Genomic DNA, 18718 nt, shown 5'->3' on the forward strand with positions numbered 1-18718 from the left:
TGCCTAGTTTAATTTAAAGCGACCAGTGTTTTTCCTTCCATTTCCAGTGGCGCCGCTATACGCATACGATCCAAAATGGTTGGAGCTACATCCGCAAGGATCCCGGAGTTCAAATGAATACCTTCTTTCTTGGTTACAAGGATTACTGGTACCGGATTCAGCGAATGAGCCGTATTTGGTGATCCGTCGGCATTAAAAGCAACGTCTGCATTACCATGGTCCGCAATGATTACCAGTTCGTAATTTAATTTAGTGCACAGGTCTACAATCTCTCCCAGGCATTTATCGACTGTTTCCACCGCTTTTACGATGGCTTCATAGACACCTGTGTGACCAACCATATCCGGGTTTGCAAAATTCAAACAGAAAAAGTCCGGTTCGTCCGTCTTTAATTTTTCGAGAATCCGTTCTTTTACTTCATGTGCGCTCATCTCAGGCTGCAGGTCATAGGTAGCAACCTTTGGAGACTTCACCAGGATCCGGGATTCACCTTTAAATTCTTTCTCTCTACCGCCGTTAAAGAAAAAAGTAACATGCGGATATTTCTCCGTTTCAGCAATGCGGACTTGAGTCCGGTCCATTTTACTGAGAATTTCTCCCAATGTATTGTGCAGATTTTCTTTCTCGAAAATGACATGTACGTTTTTAAACTTGGCGTCATATCGTGTCAATGTATAATAATCAATACGCAACGGTTTCATTCCGTATTCCGGAAAAGCCTGTTGGGTCAACACTTGACTGATTTCCCGCGGGCGATCTGTTCTGAAATTGAAACAAATAACAGTATCTCCATCCTGGATCAAGCCATCACCGGAGCTGGTGACTAAAGGTTTAATGAATTCGTCTGTGATATCTTCTTCGTAGCTTGCTTCTATTGCCTTTGCGGCATTGGAAAACGGTGTCCCGATTCCTTTTACCATTGCATCATAAGCTACCTGGATGCGTTCCCATCGGTTGTCGCGGTCCATTGCATAATACCTCCCAACGATGGATGCAATTTTGCCGGTAGATTGCTTCATATGTTCTTCCAGCTTTTGAATAAAACCCAGGCCGCTTTTCGGGTCGCAATCCCTGCCATCGGTGAATACATGGACCCATACATGGGTTAATTTATAGCTTTTGGCCATGTCCAACAAGGCATGTAAATGCTCTTGGGAACTATGTACACCACCATTCGAAACGAGCCCGATGAAATGAACCTTTGCTCCGTTCTTTTTTGCTTTTTCAAAACAATTCATCAGTGTCGGGTTATTGAAAAACTGGCCGTCGCGAATGGATTTATTGATGCGGGTTAGTTCCTGGTAAACAATCCGTCCGGCGCCAATATTTAAATGGCCCACTTCGGAATTCCCCATTTGTCCGTCGGGTAATCCCACAGCTTCGCCACTGGCGGTTAAAGTACTGTGCGGATATTTTTCCAGTAAGGAATCCATAACCGGAGTGTTTGCGTTAAAAATAGCATCCGCTTTTGATTGGTCGCCAATTCCCCAACCATCCAAAATTATTAAACCAACTTTTTGATTATCCATCATAAGGCATTTGTATTTGGAAACATGCGCCCGGTCCGTCTGCTTTTGTTAGCCGGAGATTTCCTCCTAAAGTCCGGGCGCATTCTTTTGCAATAAATAAGCCGAGTCCCGTTCCTTTAGTCGTGCGCGTTTCCTCATTTTCTAAACGATTGAATTTTTTAAATAAAAGATCTTGCTGCTCCAAAGGAATTCCTTTTCCATAATCCCTTATTTCAATGGTCACAGATTGCTCATTCTCTTTGTAAACAGTTAGGTCAAGTCCTTTTTCGGTATATCCGTATTTGAATCCGTTTTCAATGAGGTTATTCAAAATATGGGTAAAAATGAGTGGGTCTGTTTCCAATTGAATGTCCTCGAAGTCATTCATATGAATTGAAATATTGAATCGTTTCTCCTGGATAGCAATTAAATGACGCAGGAAATCTTTCAGGGAAATAGAGGTCATTAAACGAGGCATGGCCTGTTGTTCGAGCCTGGAAGCAGTCAGGATCTGCTCTACCAGTGTTTCCAGTCTGCTTGATTCGTCCAGTGCTTTTTGGATCAATTCACTTTGCTTCTCCTCACTTAATTTGTGTTTTTGAATGGTTTGAAGGTACAGTTTGGTCGCCGCAAGAGGCGTTTTCAGTTCGTGCGTAACGGACAACATGAAATTGTTCTGTTGACGTGCTATTTGAATTTCTTTCTTGATGGAACGTTTGATTTTCCAAAGTCCGAAAAGTAATAATACCAGGAAGACAGAGCCTTCTCCGATGATCATTACGATGCGTTTGGTAATGGTTTGGTCCGTGTGATGTGAAGCACGGGTTAGATCAATAAGGTGATAGCCCCACCAAAGGAATTGAATCAGTACATAAGCACCCAACAAGTATACAAAAACAGTTGTGGGTTTTTTAAGCATTTTTCTTAATAAGCTCGTTCGTTTTTGCCTTCAATATAATTAATAAAAGCTTTATTTACGACTTTATTTCCTCCCGGTGTCGGGTAATTTCCGGTAAAATACCAGTCTCCTGTATTTCCGGGACAAGCCTTATGTAAATCTTCTACTGTTTGATAAACGATATTGACTTCTGCTTTGATATTTTCCGGGGTCAGCATTTTTGCAATCTGGGCAGAAATTTCTTCGGCTGTAAACGGGGCGTAAATTTCTTTTACATAATTGACAATTTGCTCCTTCGGAAGTTTCTCTTGTTCTTTTGATTTGCGGTAACATTCATCAATGATGTGTTTCCGGCCACTTTCTTTTAACAAGGTAATTGCAGCATCAAAAGCAATAAAATCGCCCATTTTAGCCATGTCGATTCCATAACAATCCGGATAACGGATTTGAGGAGCTGATGAAACAACCAGGATGCGTTTCGGCTCCAAACGGTCCAGAATACGTAAAATAGATTGTTTCAAGGTTGTTCCTCTGACAATGCTGTCATCAATCACAACTAAATTGTCTTTCCCGCGAACAACAGATCCGTAGGTAATATCGTAAACCTGTGCTACCATGTCATCGCGTGCGTCATCTTGTGTAATAAACGTACGTGCTTTGGCATCTTTAATAGCGATTTTTTCAATACGCGCTCTGCGGTTGAGGATTTCCTTCAGTTGTTCCGGGCTGGGTTTCCCGTCAATTGCCAGTAACTGTTCGTATTTTTGTTCGTTCAGATAATCTTCCAATCCTTTGATCATTCCATAGAAACTTCCTTCTGCAGTATTCGGAATAAAGGAGAAAACAGAATTATCCAAATCGTAGCCGATAGTTTTCAATACATTCGGAACAACATTACGTCCCAGGTTTTTGCGTTCCTGGTAAATATCGTAGTCATTTCCGCGAGAGAAATAAATGCGTTCAAAGGAACATTTTGCAGGAGCTTTCGGAGCGTTGATCTCCACTTCTGAAACCGTGCCGTTCTTTTTAATGATCAAAGCGTGTCCAGGAGTTAATTCCTTGATCTGGTCGTATTTTAGATTAAATGCCGTTTGGATCACCGGTCGTTCGGATGCGACAACACACACTTCTTCATCTTCAAAATAAAATGCCGGTCTGATTCCGTTCGGATCTCTCAATACGAAAGCATCTCCGTGACCAAATAAGCCTGCCATGGCGTATCCACCGTCCCAAACTTCCGAAGATTGCTTCAAAATTTGGGGAATATCGATGTTTTCAGCAACTTTTTGGTAAATGTCGTGGCTGTTGTAGCCAAGGGATTGGTATTTTTGAACCAACTCGTCGTTGGCGACATCCAGAAAATGCCCGATTTTTTCCAAAACCGTTACAGTATCCGACTTTTCTTTCGGGTGCTGACCAATTTCCAGTAGTACATCGAATAATTCGTCGACGTTGGTCAGGTTAAAATTCCCTGCAACAACGAGGTTTCTGGTGATCCAGTTGTTTTGTCTTAAGAACGGATGACAACTCTCTATTGAATTCCTACCGAAGGTTCCGTATCTCAAATGGCCCAGGAACAACTCTCCTGTAAATCCGGCATTTTTCTTTAAATAATGAACATCTTTGAGCAATTCCGGGTTTTCTTCCCCGATTTCGTAAAAACGCTTATTGATATGATCGAAAATGTCCTGGATTGGTTTCGGATCGATGCTTCTGTAACGTGAAATGTAACGTTCTCCGGGTTCCATGTCTAATTTAATGTTTGCGACACCGGCACCGTCTTGTCCGCGGTTGTGTTGCTTTTCCATTAAAAGATGAAGCTTGTTTAAACCATAAAAAGCCGTTCCGTATTTATCAACATAGTACTGTAATGGCTTTTTTAATCGAATGAGTGCGATTCCGCATTCATGTTTAATTGCATCGCTCATGGGCATCAAAAATCTTGGTGCAAAGTTACGGATTCTAAATCGATTCAGGGGAGAAATCTTTTATCAAAAAACAACTTTTTATTGAATTCATAGTCTAGTAAATACAGGTAAATAAATAACATTCTTTGTGTTTTTTTATTTTGAATAGTATTTGTAAATTCGTTTGATGTTCTGGCGTGTTTTTTTTACGGTAATATGCTTATATTCAGTTGCTTTTGGGCAGACCGAAAAAGTATTGTTACATCCGAACGAAGGACAATGGGATCCGAAGATCCATTTTGTCGTAGATATGCATCGGGGATCGGTGCTCATAAACGAAACCGGGTTTGCGTATTTTCTGCACGATGCGATGGACCACAATCACGAATCGAAAGAAAGCGAATCGATAGAAAACAAAAAAATTCATTGTCAGGTTCTGAAATCCCAATTCTTGAATACTTCCTGGAAAGGTGTCAAAACAAAAGGAAAAGCAAGCCGGGCATACCGAAACTATTACCAGGGAAGTGATCAAAGTAAGTGGAGATCAAAGGTATTTAGCACGGATAAAGTGGTTTATGATGAAGTATATCCGGGAATTGATTTGATTATTGAAGGTCAGACAGATTTTCTGAAATATTCTTTTGTACTTGCTCCCGGAGCGGATGTAAAACAGATCGTAACACAGGTTTCGGGAAGTGAAGAAGTATTTTTGAGGGAAGGAGATTTGGTTACCCGAACCGATTTCGGCGAACTGATCGAGAAAGAACCGGTTGCCTGGAATATTCATAACGGAAAAAAGACCAAAGTGCCTGTTTCTTTTAAATTGGAAAATGGGTTGGTTACCTATGAATTCCCCAAAGGGTTTTCAGAAACAGATACATTAATTATTGATCCGGATATTGTTTTCTCTTCCTTTACCGGTTCCACCATGGATAATTGGGGAATGACAGCCACACCGGATCAGGACGGAAATCTCTACGCGGGAGGAATCGTATTTTCCGGCCCGGGAGCTTATCCTACTATTACCGGATCATATGATCTAAGTTTTAACGGGGGGAATTCATATCCTTACGGAACAGGAACCTTACCGGGTTTTGATGTGGCGATTTCCAAGTTCAATTCTATTGGAACCAACTTGATTTATTCGACCTATCTGGGAGGTTCAGGAAATGAATCCGTTCATAGTTTGGTGACTGATGAACAAGGACATTTGTATGTGCTTGGCGTGACGAGTTCTCCGAATTTTCCAACGATTGCAGGATGTATCGATCAAAGTTTTAATGGGGGATCAACGATTATTACCAATGAATTGGGTTTTCAGGGTGCGGACATTTACGTCTGTCATTTTGATGCAGCCGGTGCGAATTTGGTTGGTTCCACTTATTTAGGGGGAAGCGGAACGGACGGGATCAATTCCGGAAGTTTGTATTTCAATTACGGGGACCCGTTCAGAGGAGAAATTGTAGTGAATTCCGGACAGGTTTATGTGGCCAGTTCCACTTCATCTTCGGATTTTCCTTTGGCAAGTGCATTTCAAAACACATTAAGTGGTGCACAAGATGCGGTGGTTATCAAAATGAACTCGGGGTTAACGAACTTACTTTGGTCCACTTATGTGGGTGGTTCAGGATACGATTCAGGAAATGGAATCCAGATTTCAAGTACCGGTGAAGTATTTGTTGCCGGAGGAACAACCTCTTCGAACATGCCATTCACAACCGGAAACGACCTCACGTATAATGGAGGAATTGCCGATGCCTATGTGATGCATTTATCCGGTGCTACCGGATCTGTTCTTTCGGGAACTTATATCGGGACCAGTGAATACGACCAGGCATTTTTTGTACAATTGGATTTGGATGACAATGTCTACATATATGCCCAATCGGAAGGTTCGATTGCGATTTCTCCCGGAAAATATGGCATAGGAAATTCGGGTCAGTTCGTAGCTAAATTTTCTCCTGACTTAGCGGCTTTGACCTGGACAACACCAATTGGTTCGGGATCAGGACACATTGAAATTTCACCGACTGCATTCCTGGTTTCGAACTGTGGGGAAATCTATTTAGCAGGTTGGGGAGGAAATGTGAACGTAAACAATTCTCCCGGAGCCATCCACAGTAGTTCTAACGGCTTACCTGTTACTCCGGATGCGTTCCAACCGAATACCAACGGAAATAATTTCTGGTTAGCTGTTTTAGAAGAAGATGCAACAGCACTCAATTACGCGACATTCATCGGGGGAACGACCAGTTCGTATAACCACGTAGATGGTGGAACCAGTCGCTTTGATAAGAACGGAAATATTTATCATGCGGTTTGCGGTGCTTGTGGTGGCGTAAACAATGGTTTTTCTACAACAGATGAAGCTTGGTCGACGCAGAATCCGAGCCCGAACTGTAATCTCGCAGCATTCAAGTTTGAATTGAGTTCAATTGAAGCAGTGGTTGCAGCACCTGATCCCTTGGTTTGTTTACCTGACCCTGTCGTATTTAATAACAACAGTGCGAATGGAAACGAATTCGAATGGCATTTCGGCGACGGACAATCTTCCACATTGGTCAATCCATCTCACGTTTATGGCGGACCGGGACAATATACCGTTACTCTGATTGTGCGTGACACGACGCAATGCTATACACCGGATACCGTTCAGTTCGTTGTTAATATAGGGGATTTTAATGGCGGAATTGTGAATCCTACTGCGCAAACCTGTGCCAATGTTCCAGTACAAATGGAAGCTTACGGGGGGACCGTTTATCATTGGTTCCCACCTCAATATTTCAGCAATCCGAATATTTCGGACCCGATGGTAACAACTGCTCAGAACATTTCAATTTATTGCATTATTTCGGATAGCTGCGGGATTGATACGGTATACGCCCAGGTAAATGTACTAAATGGAGCACTCGATGTTTCCAATGACACGGCCATTTGTATAGGTAATTCGGTCAATTTGTTTGCGTCCGGCGTGACACAGATTTCCTGGAGTCCGGCAACCTACCTGGATAATCCTTCGAGTTTGACTCCTGTTTCAACTCCGTTGCAATCCATTACTTATACGGCAACCGGTACGACTTCCGATGGTTGTCAATTATCTGCTACTGTTCATATTCATGTGGATACAACCATGCCACAACCAGTCATACCTGATTCACTGTTCTATTGTATTGGAGCTTCCGGCGTCGTCACGGTTTCCGGCGCAACTTCTTACAATTGGTCGCCGCAAATGAATATTACACCGGTTAGTGGTGCTCAGGTAACAATCAGTGCACAAACCAATCAATATTACTACTGTGATTTTTCCAATGCATGCGGAACGGTCAGAGACAGCATTTTTGTGGATATTAATATCCCGAATATCCAGGCAGGAAATGACACCACAATTTGTCCGGGAGAAATAACTCCTGTTCATGCTTCGGGTGGAGTTTCTTATTCCTGGTCACCAAGTCCGTATGGATTTTTGCAATCAGATGGTTCATTGGTGCAAGTGAAACCCACTGTTTCAACCACTTACATAGTGGTAGGGACGGACCAATACGGTTGTTCGGATACGGCTTCAGTCAGGGTTCATTTATTCCCTTCACCTTTTGTTCAGACAAACCCGGATGTGTATGCTGTTTTTGGAGAGACCGTTCAGTTGAATGCAACATCCAATACCGCCATTAATTATGTTTGGAGCCCGGCAGAATATTTATCCTGTAATGTGTGCCAGAATCCCGTTACACAACCGGATAAACCAATGGTTTTCACGGTCACAATCTACGATATCAACGGTTGTTCTGCTTCAGATAAAGTACGTATTTATTACGATGCGATCATTTACGTTCCGAATACGTTTACACCGAACCAAAACGGAACAAATGAAACCTTTTTTGCTCTTGGGGTAAATATTCGTGATTTTAAACTGGAGATCTTTAACCGTTGGGGAGAATTGATCTACACAGGAGATGCTTTATCTCAAATGTGGGATGGAACTTATGCAGGCTTGCCTTCACCGGATGGTGTGTATACCTGGAAAATCGAATATGGTGAAATGCTTTCGGATGAAAGGCATCAGATCGTGGGGCATGTTAATTTGCTCCGCTAGGCTTTCGTTTGTATAGCGTCAAACCGCTTTCCTGAATATGAGAAGCATCCAAAACGATGTACTGATCATTTATGGAATCTCTGATCAGATCATTAATCATGGTATCATCAACGATTAAATATTCGGATTGATAGTTAATTGCATCTCTGAAAAGTTGTTGAATCGGAACATCGTATTCCAAGCGGTAATAATTGATCACAGGTTCATAGATCCAGGTGCATTGCGCTATATGAATTGATTTGTCTTCGACATCTCCTTTTATCAGTAACATGGCCTCTTTTATATCTTGATCTTCCCGCCAGGTCATGGTTTTTTTGAAGTTGTAAAAAGGGATATTTACTCCTATAAAAGAAACAGAACTTACTATAATAAGACCGTGAAACACTTTTAGTTTCAATGGTTCGATATTCAAAAGGAAAGTAAGCAGAAAAATGGGATAAAGATATAATAACGAACGGTTGATCGGATAAAGCGCATCAAACAGCAGGTTTTCCAGTGCAAGTGCACTAAAGATACCCACTGTGATTATGAAGGAAAATGATCCCGGGGTGAATACGGATCTTTTTCGAAGGGCCAATAAACCGGCAAGTAACAGGAATACATAAAAGAGATACCTTAAAATATGCAGGTTTTCAAATCCGTTAATTGCATAAAAACTGGAAGCGATCAGGCTATCGATGCTGGAGTTTAAATTCCCGGTACCGAAGTACAATTCATCCTGTGTCTTTAGAAAAAACAAGCGATCCAAGGAAAAATAGATAGTGACTCCACTGAAAATAATGAAAACCGTAAAGACGAATATCCACTTTTTAGGTTTAAATACCAGAAGACTTAAGAGCATTAAAGTCTGGGCAATCAAAAAATAGTTCAGTGTGTTTAGGTTCGCGCTTAAGGCTAAAATGGAGAAGCCGGTTCCAAGGAAATAATGAATCGCTTTGGAATTCTTTTTTAGGTCAACAATTCTAAAGACATAGAATAGGGAAGCTGTTACGCAGGCAATTGAAAGACCATAACCCCGGCACAAGGAAAAGAAATCCAGGATGAACGGGTTTCCGCAAAGAAATAACAGCAAAGCAATTTGTGTTGCTGAGGTACTTAGAAAGTTCTTTGAAATGCGGAATAAGAAGAACCAAAATAGTGCAAATGAAAGGATGTTCGGAAGCCGAAGAGCAAATTCTTTCGCTCCGAATAAAGCCGTACTCCATGAACTCAATTGCGTATTCAGCCAATGGTGATTGGCGGTTCCTTTTAAAATCTCATCTCCCTGGATAATTTTATAGGTCAATGCCTCATCGTGTGTGATCCCGACAGAAAATCCGCGGATAAGAACATAGCTGCATGCGATAAGAAAACCGAGGTAGTAGATTATCTGAGTGCTGCGATTCATTCTAGATGAAATCACATTTTAGAACTCCATCCCGGTCAATTTCGGTGAGTTGAACCGTCTGCATTTGATTGACCAAATCGGGGTTGAAAGGGGTTTTCACCTTCACGTAATTCTCCGTAAAGCCGTACATGATTCCCTCATCTTCTTCAGCTTCAAACAAAACGGTTCGCTTAGAACCAACCTGTGATTCGTAGAAAGCGCGTTTTTTCTTTTCGGAGAGAATATGCAGCTGTTTGCTTCGTTGTGCCCGGACCTGATTTGGGACAGGTTCTCCTAATTTCACTGCTGTTGTATTTGCGCGTTCGGAATAAGTAAAAACATGTAAATAGGAAACTTCGAGATCCTTCAGAAAATCAACGGTTTCCAAAAATTCTTCGTCCGTTTCTCCCGGAAACCCAACGATAACGTCTACACCGATCGCACAGTCCGGACGTAATTTTTTGATATGTTGCACGCGTTCCACATATAACTCACGCAGGTATTTCCGGCGCATGGCTTTCAGTAAACGGTTACTTCCGGATTGAAGCGGAATGTGAAAATGAGGAACAAAACGTTCCGAATGCTGCAGCGTAAACCGGATGATCTCGTCGCTTAATAAGTTCGGTTCAATAGAAGAAATGCGGTAGCGGTCAATTCCTTTTACCTGGTCAAGGGCTTTTACCAATTCAAAGAAATTCTCATGGTCTCCTTGCCCGAAGTCCCCGATGTTCACCCCCGTTAAGACTACTTCTTTGATTTGAGTGTCTGCTATTTTTTGCGCTTCCAATACGGTGTCGGCAATACTTGCATTTCTGCTTTTTCCTCTTGCAAGCGGAATCGTGCAAAAGGTGCAGAAATAATCACAACCATCCTGTACTTTCAAAAATGACCGGGTGCGATCCCCCATGGAATGAGAGGGGATAAAACTGGTTGTTTGTTTGATATGCTCAAATTTCACTACGGCTTCTACTACTTCGTTTTCGTTGCAATTCTGAGTTTCCAATGATTCCAGATGCTCCACAATATTGAATTTCTCATTTGCTCCCAAAACAAGAGATACTCCGGGAATTTGGGCAATTTCGGTCGGTTTCAACTGGGCATAACACCCGATAATAGCGATGTATACCTCCGGATTTATTTTTTTTGCGCGTCTGACCAGTTGCTTACATTTTTTGTCGGCATTTTCGGTGACGGAACAGGTATTAATGACCAAAATATCCGGAGTCTCTTCAAAATCCACCTTTGCAAAACCAGCGTTTTCAAAAAGTCGGGAAATGGTAGATGTTTCCGAAAAATTCAGTTTACATCCAAGGGTATAAAAAGCGACTTTTTTAAACTGTTGCATTTTTTTTGCAGAATTGAGGCTACAAAGATAGACATTTTCAAGTCTGTACAAAAATACCCGCGTAACTAATCGTTATATTTGTTAGACGATACCGAAGCATGAAAAAGCAATTGACGATCCATTACGAATGGTTGAATCATTGGAAGGAACTTCCTGACACTGAACATATTTTAATTGAAAAGGCTTACGAAGCGGCGAAAGATGCCTATGCACCCTATAGCGATTTCCAGGTTGGTGCAGCAGTTTTACTGGAAGATGGAGGCATTATCAAAGGGAATAACCAGGAAAACATTGCTTACCCAAGCGGACTGTGTGCAGAACGTGTTGCTTTGTTTTATGCAGGTGCAAATTATCCGGGGACAGCTGTAAAAACCATTGTGGTTGTGGCTCAGGGAGATTTGATCGCGGGAGACGAATGTGTTTCCCCGTGTGGTTCGTGCAGACAGGTTATTGCAGAGTCGGAATCCCGACAGAAGGAGGCCATTCGCATCATTTTAGTTGCACAGGATGGTAAAACCTGGATTTTCGACAGTATAAAAGATCTATTAATATTTCCTTTTGGAGTAAAGTAATTCATGAACGAGAAACGCTTAGAAGAATGGTTTTCTTCCCGGAAGAAAATGCGCGAAAATCGAACGGCAGGTAAGTTGTTTGATGCCATTCGGTTGGGTGATCCGATTGCTTTAAGCGGTGCGATCACCTTGCTTGAAAGTACAAGGGAAGAGGATCAGGAAACAGCGCGTGATTTGATTCGTCTGTGTCTTCCTTTTTCGGGTAATTCTTTGCGGATCGGGATTACAGGAGTTCCGGGTGTAGGAAAAAGTTCATTCATTGAAAAATTCGGTCAGACGATTTTAGCGAATCGCAGGAAAGTAGCTGTTTTGGCCATTGATCCAAGCAGTGAACGCACGGGAGGAAGTATTTTAGGAGATAAGACCCGCATGGAGACCCTGTCCCAAAATAAGAACGTGTTTATTCGACCTTCTGCCGCAGGGAATACCTTGGGCGGAGTTGCACGCAAAACACGTGAGACCATTATTTTGTGCGAAGCGGCCGGTTTTGACGTCCTGTTGATTGAAACGGTAGGTGTTGGTCAGTCGGAGATTATGGTGCATTCCATGGTTGACTTTTTTCTTTTGCTGCTTTTGGCAGGAGCCGGGGATGAACTCCAGGGAATTAAAAGGGGAATCATGGAAATGGCGGACGGTTTGGCCGTTACCAAGTCAGATGGTGATAATGTGAACAAAGCGAAGTTGGCAGCAAGGGAGTTGAAAAATGCCATTCATTTGTTCCCTCCAACGTCCAATGGCTGGATCCCGGAGGTGAAGACCTGCAGTTCGCTCGAAAATAGGGATATTGATACTGTATGGGAAATGATCGAACGTTTTGAACGGCATACCAAATTGAACGGAAGTTTCGGTTCCAAACGGAAACATCAGGATTTGAACTGGATGCACGAAACACTAAAAGACCTATTGATCCGGGGATTGTGGATCGAGGAAAAAACAAGGGCTTTTATCGAAGCGAAAGAACTGGAAGTAGAAAATGGTGTTATTTCTGCCTTTGAAGCGGCCGAAGAAATTTATAGGCTCTACCGGAAAACGTAAATTACTAATTCTAAAAATAAAGAAGTGTTTTCTAAAAGAAGTCAGGAACTTTTAAATGACCTACATTTGCAGCATGGAAAAGATTGAGTTTACTGTCAATGGAGAGTATATAGAATTATTAGGCTTGTTAAAGGCTACCGGAATTGCTCAGACGGGCGGTCATGCAAAAATGATTGTAGAAGATGAGGAAGTTCTGAGAAATGGAGAAGTAGAGACCCGGAAACGGGCGAAATTAGTTCCGGGCGATGTGATTGAAGTAGGAGGAGAAGTTCGGATCCAACTGAAGTAATCCGGTCAAGTTCATTTTGACGTAATAACACAATATTATTAAAATAAAAATCCCTCTGTCAAAGAGGGATTTGTGATCAGAATAATTCCTGTAGTTCTTTTCTCAGGTATTCCACGGTAATCTCCGTGGGCAACTTACCGACCTCTGCTACAATTTCAAAGATTTTTCCTGCCAAATCCGTTGAAAGAGCTGTTGCATCCATTTGATTTCCTGCCAAATTGATGATCTTAATGGTTTCTTCTTTGGAATTCCGGACCATATCCCAGGCCTGCGGAGAAACAAACATCTGTTGTGATACATTGTGGTCGTATTCTTCCCGAATAGCCTGTAATAGATCCGTTTGAAGTTTTCTGGCAGGGAGACCGGGATTGTGCAGGCGCATCACCAAACTTCCCGGATGGATACGCTCCATTAAAAGTGCTGCTCTTTGGTACGCTTCCACACGCATCGGAAGGAAATGTTTCTGGCGTTCTTTTTTTAATTCAATTTGTACAGCTCTGACCTCACGATCTCCTGTTTTCTTCAAAAACAGATAAGCCATTAATAATACTCCGCCGCCGGAGATGATGGAAATTAGGATGGGAAAGATGATTCCGACAAAAAAGTGCATATGTTTAGTTTTCTAAATGAATTCGATTTTTGATAAAAGTAACAATTCCAATTAAACGAACTTTGGGTCTGCTTCCATTTGATGTCCGCAGACAGAACAAGTCCTCATTTCTTCAGAACTGTAAAACTCTTTAAATCGTGGAAGAAAATCCTTTTCAATATTATCCAATTTGAAGCGGTAGTGTTTCAGTTCATGATTACACTTTTCGCAGAACCAAAACAAACCATCCTGCATATCTGTATTTTTGCGTACGCGCTCGATTACCAAACCGACCGTGTTTTCACCCCGACGCGGATTGTGCGGAATACGTGCAGGAAGTAAGAACATTTCGCCTTCTTTAATAACAATGTCCTTTGCCTTGCCTTCATGCTGAATACCGACTGTGATATCGCCTTCAATTTGATAGAAAAGCTCCTCACTCTCATTGAAATGGTAATCTTTTCTTGCATTGGGACCACCGACAATCATTACGATGAAATCACCGGCTTCTTTATAAAGATTTTTATTTCCGACCGGCGGCTTCAAGAGCTCCCTGTTTTCCTCGATCCACTGATGTAAATTAAATGGCATTAACATATCCTGATGTTTTTATCAAAAGTACCAAATGAAAGACCTATTTGCAATAGCGGCTGGATAAAAAAAGAAAGCCCCTTGTAAATTTTACAAGGGGCTCACATAGGTTAACCTTAAAGTTATTGAATAACTACACGGAATACTTTTTCAGCGTTCTCAGTAGAAAGTTTAAAGAAGTAAGTACCTCTTTCAACTTCTTTCAAGTTCACTGTATTCGTTCCGGAAGTAATACCTGTTCCTGTTTGGATTGTACGACCGTTGATGTCAGTAACTACCAAGTCAAAGTTTCCTGTAAATGTTGATTCAATGAATACAACACCTGTAGAAGGGTTTGGATAAAGTGATACTCCCTCCAAAGCATTTTCTTCTACTGACAAGAAATCACATGTTCCAACCGTTACCACCACATTTGCAGTATCATCCGGACAAACTCCGTTTCCTGAAATATAATCGTAGTTATACTGACCAGGGAAGTTTGCTGTTGTTACTTGCGAGTTCGGAATAGGACTGTCTGATGGATCAAACCAGTTACCATTCAAATCTGCATTTCCGTTCAATCCTGCCAATAAGTCGATCGGCTCGTTTTTACATGCTGTAATTGAACCGTCTTGTCCTGCGTTAGAAGGCGCGTAAACTTTCACCTGAGAGATGATTGAATCGTAAGCACATCCGTCAACAACACGGTATTCGAAATCGAATGTTGTGTATGCCAAGCCATTGGATTCAAAGTCTGAACCTGTGATGCTGGCATTTACCGACGGAATAGCAGAAGACCATGTACCGCCTGTATTGTTACCTGTAATCGTTGTGAACAAGTCTAAGTTTGTTCCGTAGCAGATCTCAGTCAGTGGCAATGCGTTACCACCTTCCAGAACGATTTCAGTTACTTTCAGGCTAAAGTTACCTGAAGTACCATTGAATTTATCGTACATGATGTAGTAAGTAGTTCCAGGAGTTAAACCACAAACCGTAAAGTTTGGAGCCAAACTCGTACCACCGATCTCATCATCATTTGCAGCCAGTAATGTGAATGTATTGAAATCAGCACAGTTTACAGCAGAGTAAACAGCTGCCTGACCATTGTATGAGATTGCATTTGAATTCACTCTTACTGAACCTGACGGAGGAGCTACGAATGTATACCACAATGTTCCGTTCAATGTTGAATTGACCCAACCTGTTGTAGTTTGAGCACCCGTTGCAGGAGGAGCGATGTTTGTTTCATTTAAAGAAACGGTAGCTCCGTTGTTATTGAATGTGTAAATTGAATTCAATTGAAGTGCTTCCTGAGAACAAACGATATCATTTGTTACAGGCATTACCAAAGAAATTGGACCAACCCAGTTAGACGTATCAGTCGTACCACTACATTCAGCCTGAACATATACCTGGTAAACACCGGATCCCATCAATGTTGCGTTAAACACCGTGTCAGCGAAATCAATACCGGATGCCGGAGTTATTGTTCCGTTTCCAAGCGTAAATCCTGTCATTCCGTATTGGATATTGAAGCCTGTTACCGGGTAAACCATGCTTGATGCAGTCCAGTTCCATGTCAATTCAAGAGAATCAGGATCAGTTGTACCTGCAAGTGACGTAATATCAGCACAGTTTGGTTTTGTACAGAAGTTTACCAGGAAACCATCAGATGTTAAGTTGTCTGCCTGGCATTCTGAGTAGATGTAAGCATCGTAGCATGTCAACTGTGTCAATGTACCACCGAAGTTCACCTCCGAAGTGTTCACAGTCAATGTATCAATTGCCTGACCAGGTACTGTTGGGTCGAAACCATCCAAACCGTAAATGACAGTCCAGTTCGTTTCACCGTACATTCCCGGATCCCAGTTCAACTGAGCATCATCAGTATAGGTAATGGTTACCATATTCTGAACATTCGGACAAAGTGATGTGTACAATCTCACACAAGAATTGTTTTGCAGGTATGTCTGGCTGTTGTATGAAACAGTAATAGTTGACATTGGGCCAGCAGCTGAAATTGTAGCAAAGTTTCCTGCGTAATCGTAAGCACTCTGAGAACCTCCGAATACTTTATCATCATACAGGTAGAAAGTTTCACCGGTTGTTTGGTTGAATGCTACTTCAAACGTTACGTTTTGACCTGAAACCGTTGAGAATTTTGGTCTGTTGTACCATTCAATGATCAGGTAGTTATCACCACCGATTGTCGTTTCTTGCCAGTATACATTTCCTTCTTCATCATCTAAGTCAACGTTCCAAACGTTCATATTCACCGCTCCGAATGATACCCATCCGTTGTTGCTTACAGTGATATTGTTGGAAGTAACTCCTTGGAATGAAACCGGGTTAACCGTTGTGATTCCGATAGAAGCGTCATCAGCAAGGTTCAAAGCAGTTCCTGTAGTATGGATCGCAGTAAATCCTGGTCCGCACTGACTATCCCACGTTGAGAAAGGAACATCGGTTGAGAAAGAGAATGGTCCTGCCCATGCAGAAGATGCAGTACATCCTGCCTGAACATAGAAATCATAGTCTGTATCTTCCGTAAGACCTGAAACAGGGATCGTATCATTCGTTACACCTGCCATCATAATTCCGGTACCCGGAGTGAATCCTGCAGGACCATATTCTACGTTCCAGGTAGTTTCATTTCCTTGTGGACTCCATGTCAACATTCCGTTAAAGAAAGTCACGTTGAAAGCATTTAATCCGGTTGGAGCAGAAGGCTCGGTAATGGTAATAGAAATAGGAGCACTGTTCAGGTTATTCGCATCTTTCATTACGATAGAATGTACACCCGGTGTAAGGTTATTAGGGATTGGTAAAAATGCACCACCGTCAACAGAATAAGTAAAAGGTGCTGTACCACAAGAAACAGTTCCCAATGTGAATGAACCGTCGTTCATTCCGTTACATAGGATATTTACAGGTGTCAAGGTAGCCAATACGTCCGTAACGTTTACAGTAACCAAAGTACGTGTTGCACTGGCACATGCTCCCTGGTTGTTTGCAGCATAAAAATCGTATGAGCCAGTCACAGCAGTTGGAAGAACGCTTGTTCCAAGTGCTTCGATAGAAGTACCTGTTCCGATAGCTGAACCACCTGTTGGTGCAGAGAACCAAGAAATCGTATATGGATCTGTGATGTAAGAAACGTTTACAGTCAAACTCATATTTACAAAGTCAAAAGGATAACCGTCATCATCATTAGACACGATTGATACGGAAGTTAACGGTAAATATGGCGTCAAATCGATATTGTTCTGATCACACAAACCGGTAAGAATAGTTGTTCCGTTTACGATCACATCGTATGAGTACCATCCGTATAATGCACAGTACTGACCAATTGAAGCATTCATTGATGCAGAAACAATGGTAGTTGGCGCACAAGAAAAGTCGTTTACCGTTGCTGTTACGGAAGATCCGTCATCCCCTGAAGCTGTTGCTGTTGCAGAACAGCTGCCGGTATTTGTTGTTGGAGGTGGCAATTGAGCGGAAACAGGCATAGATGGTTCCGTCGAACAATAATTGTAATAAGTAGGATTTGCCAGAGGTGCAGGCGGAACGATTGTTTGAATAGTCACCATTGTACTTGATGTGGCAGACCAGCATTGGCTAGCATTATCGTAAGCTGCCAAATAGTAAGTTCCTGTTGTACTAACAGTAAGTGGAGTACTTGCATCGGAAGCATTGCTGGATCCGTTGGCAACAGTCTGCCAATAATAAGTTGTTCCGACTGGCGGTGTCCCTGCTGTAAGAGTAGTACTGTTACAAGCTGGATTTTGTCCGGCTGTCGGAGCTGCAGGTGTTGTTGCCGTAGGGAAATTACTTACCACTATCGATGAGGAAGTTGCAGACCAGTAAGTATTTACTGTATTGTAAGCTCTTAAGTAGTAGGTACCATTAGCAAAAACAGTGTATGGACCTGAATAAGGTGTTGCCATACTTGTTCCGGTCGGAGTTGTTTGCCAATACCAAGCCTCATCTGTTCCCGGTGTACCGGTAACAGATAACGCAGAACCGCCTGTACATGTTGGAGCTGCTGGATCTTGAGTTGGTGTTGGAGGTGTCGCCGGAAGTGTTGCGATAAAACTAATGCTAGTTGTTACACAACCTGTAGACGTTGCACAAGTAGCATCTACAGTCCAGTGAGAATAATAGGTTCCTGATACTGTAGATGTCCAGGTAAGTGGAGATGGTCCGTAACCAATAACCGGACCAGCCGGAGAACCTTGGTGAATAGTTACATATCCACCGGATGCGATTGCGCACGAATAAACGGTATTTGCCGCAACGCTGTTTAATGTAGAATATTCCTCCAGATAAGAACAAGTGGAGATAGTTGTGCTTCCGGACGTAGGTGCCGTGGCACTTCCGTAGCTGGAAACGTTGGTACATTGCGCTAAAGCTTCCTGTTGACTTAGCCCTATGACTAATACCAACATGGAGAATACCGCTATACCTTTGTAAAAGATTGGTAGCAATTTTTTCTTCATAAGTTGTAAATTATTTACGTTCAGACAAATGTAAAGAATTAACGATT

The 18718-nt window shown here is 42.1% G+C and carries 12 protein-coding genes; 4 read left to right on the plus strand and 8 right to left on the minus strand.

The window, feature by feature from the left end:
• Positions 1-8: 8 nt before the first annotated feature.
• From gpmI to FO442_RS07225, 3 genes are read right to left on the minus strand one after another with little or no spacing between them, the layout of a single operon-like run.
• Complete coding sequence (gpmI, locus tag FO442_RS07215) at positions 9-1532, minus strand: 2,3-bisphosphoglycerate-independent phosphoglycerate mutase (protein WP_144332495.1); 1524 nt, start codon at positions 1530-1532, stop codon at positions 9-11.
• Entirely contained in the window at positions 1522-2427 is a 906-nt protein-coding gene (locus FO442_RS07220; RefSeq protein ID WP_144332496.1) for a sensor histidine kinase, read from the minus strand. Before FO442_RS07220 ends, gpmI begins: the two co-directional genes overlap by 11 nt.
• 5 nt (positions 2428-2432) lie before the next feature.
• On the minus strand, positions 2433-4334 hold the full coding sequence (locus FO442_RS07225) for an amidophosphoribosyltransferase (protein WP_144332497.1): 1902 nt from the start codon (positions 4332-4334) through the stop codon (positions 2433-2435).
• A gap of 166 nt (positions 4335-4500) precedes the next feature.
• On the opposite strand from FO442_RS07225, the gene FO442_RS07230 reads away from it, so the two are divergent.
• A complete protein-coding gene (locus FO442_RS07230; protein ID WP_144332498.1) occupies positions 4501-8403 on the plus strand; it encodes a DUF7948 domain-containing protein in 3903 nt (1300 codons plus the stop codon).
• Here the strand turns inward: FO442_RS07230 and FO442_RS07235 are convergent.
• The gene (locus tag FO442_RS07235; protein WP_144332499.1) at positions 8387-9790 is read right to left on the minus strand and encodes a glycosyltransferase family 39 protein; all 1404 of its coding nucleotides are present in this window, start codon (positions 9788-9790) and stop codon (positions 8387-8389) included. The two genes, FO442_RS07230 and FO442_RS07235, sit on opposite strands and share 17 nt — an antisense overlap.
• Position 9791: 1 nt before the next feature.
• Positions 9792-11114, minus strand: coding sequence for a tRNA (N(6)-L-threonylcarbamoyladenosine(37)-C(2))-methylthiotransferase MtaB (gene mtaB, locus FO442_RS07240; protein WP_144332500.1), 1323 nt, complete (start codon positions 11112-11114; stop codon positions 9792-9794).
• A gap of 98 nt (positions 11115-11212) precedes the next feature.
• On the opposite strand from mtaB, the gene FO442_RS07245 reads away from it, so the two are divergent.
• The 3 genes from FO442_RS07245 to FO442_RS07255 all read left to right on the plus strand — a co-directional run bounded on the left by FO442_RS07245 (position 11213) and on the right by FO442_RS07255 (position 13010).
• Positions 11213-11686: a cytidine deaminase gene (locus FO442_RS07245; protein ID WP_144332501.1), complete on the plus strand. Its 474-nt coding sequence runs from the start codon at positions 11213-11215 to the stop codon at positions 11684-11686.
• A gap of 3 nt (positions 11687-11689) precedes the next feature.
• Positions 11690-12721: a methylmalonyl Co-A mutase-associated GTPase MeaB gene (gene meaB / locus FO442_RS07250; protein ID WP_144332502.1), complete on the plus strand. Its 1032-nt coding sequence runs from the start codon at positions 11690-11692 to the stop codon at positions 12719-12721.
• A 73-nt stretch (positions 12722-12794) separates the two neighbouring features.
• Entirely contained in the window at positions 12795-13010 is a 216-nt protein-coding gene (locus FO442_RS07255) for an RNA-binding S4 domain-containing protein (RefSeq protein ID WP_144332503.1), read from the plus strand.
• 76 nt (positions 13011-13086) lie between these two features.
• Here FO442_RS07255 and FO442_RS07260 read toward each other — a convergent pair whose 3' ends face one another.
• From FO442_RS07260 to FO442_RS07270, 3 genes are all read right to left on the minus strand, one after another.
• Positions 13087-13620 carry a DUF7935 family protein gene (locus tag FO442_RS07260; protein WP_144332504.1) on the minus strand — a complete coding sequence of 178 codons (534 nt, stop codon included), beginning with the start codon at positions 13618-13620 and terminating at the stop codon, positions 13087-13089.
• A 51-nt stretch (positions 13621-13671) separates the two neighbouring features.
• Entirely contained in the window at positions 13672-14196 is a 525-nt protein-coding gene (locus FO442_RS07265) for a 3-hydroxyanthranilate 3,4-dioxygenase (protein WP_144332505.1), read from the minus strand.
• Positions 14197-14312: 116 nt separating this feature from the next.
• Positions 14313-18671, minus strand: a complete 4359-nt coding sequence (locus FO442_RS07270; RefSeq protein WP_144332506.1) for a T9SS type A sorting domain-containing protein — start codon at positions 18669-18671, stop codon at positions 14313-14315.
• Between the last annotated feature and the right edge of the window lie 47 nt (positions 18672-18718).

This window comes from Fluviicola chungangensis, from assembly GCF_007558725.1.
GTDB classification, from domain to species: domain Bacteria; phylum Bacteroidota; class Bacteroidia; order Flavobacteriales_D; family Crocinitomicaceae; genus Fluviicola; species Fluviicola chungangensis.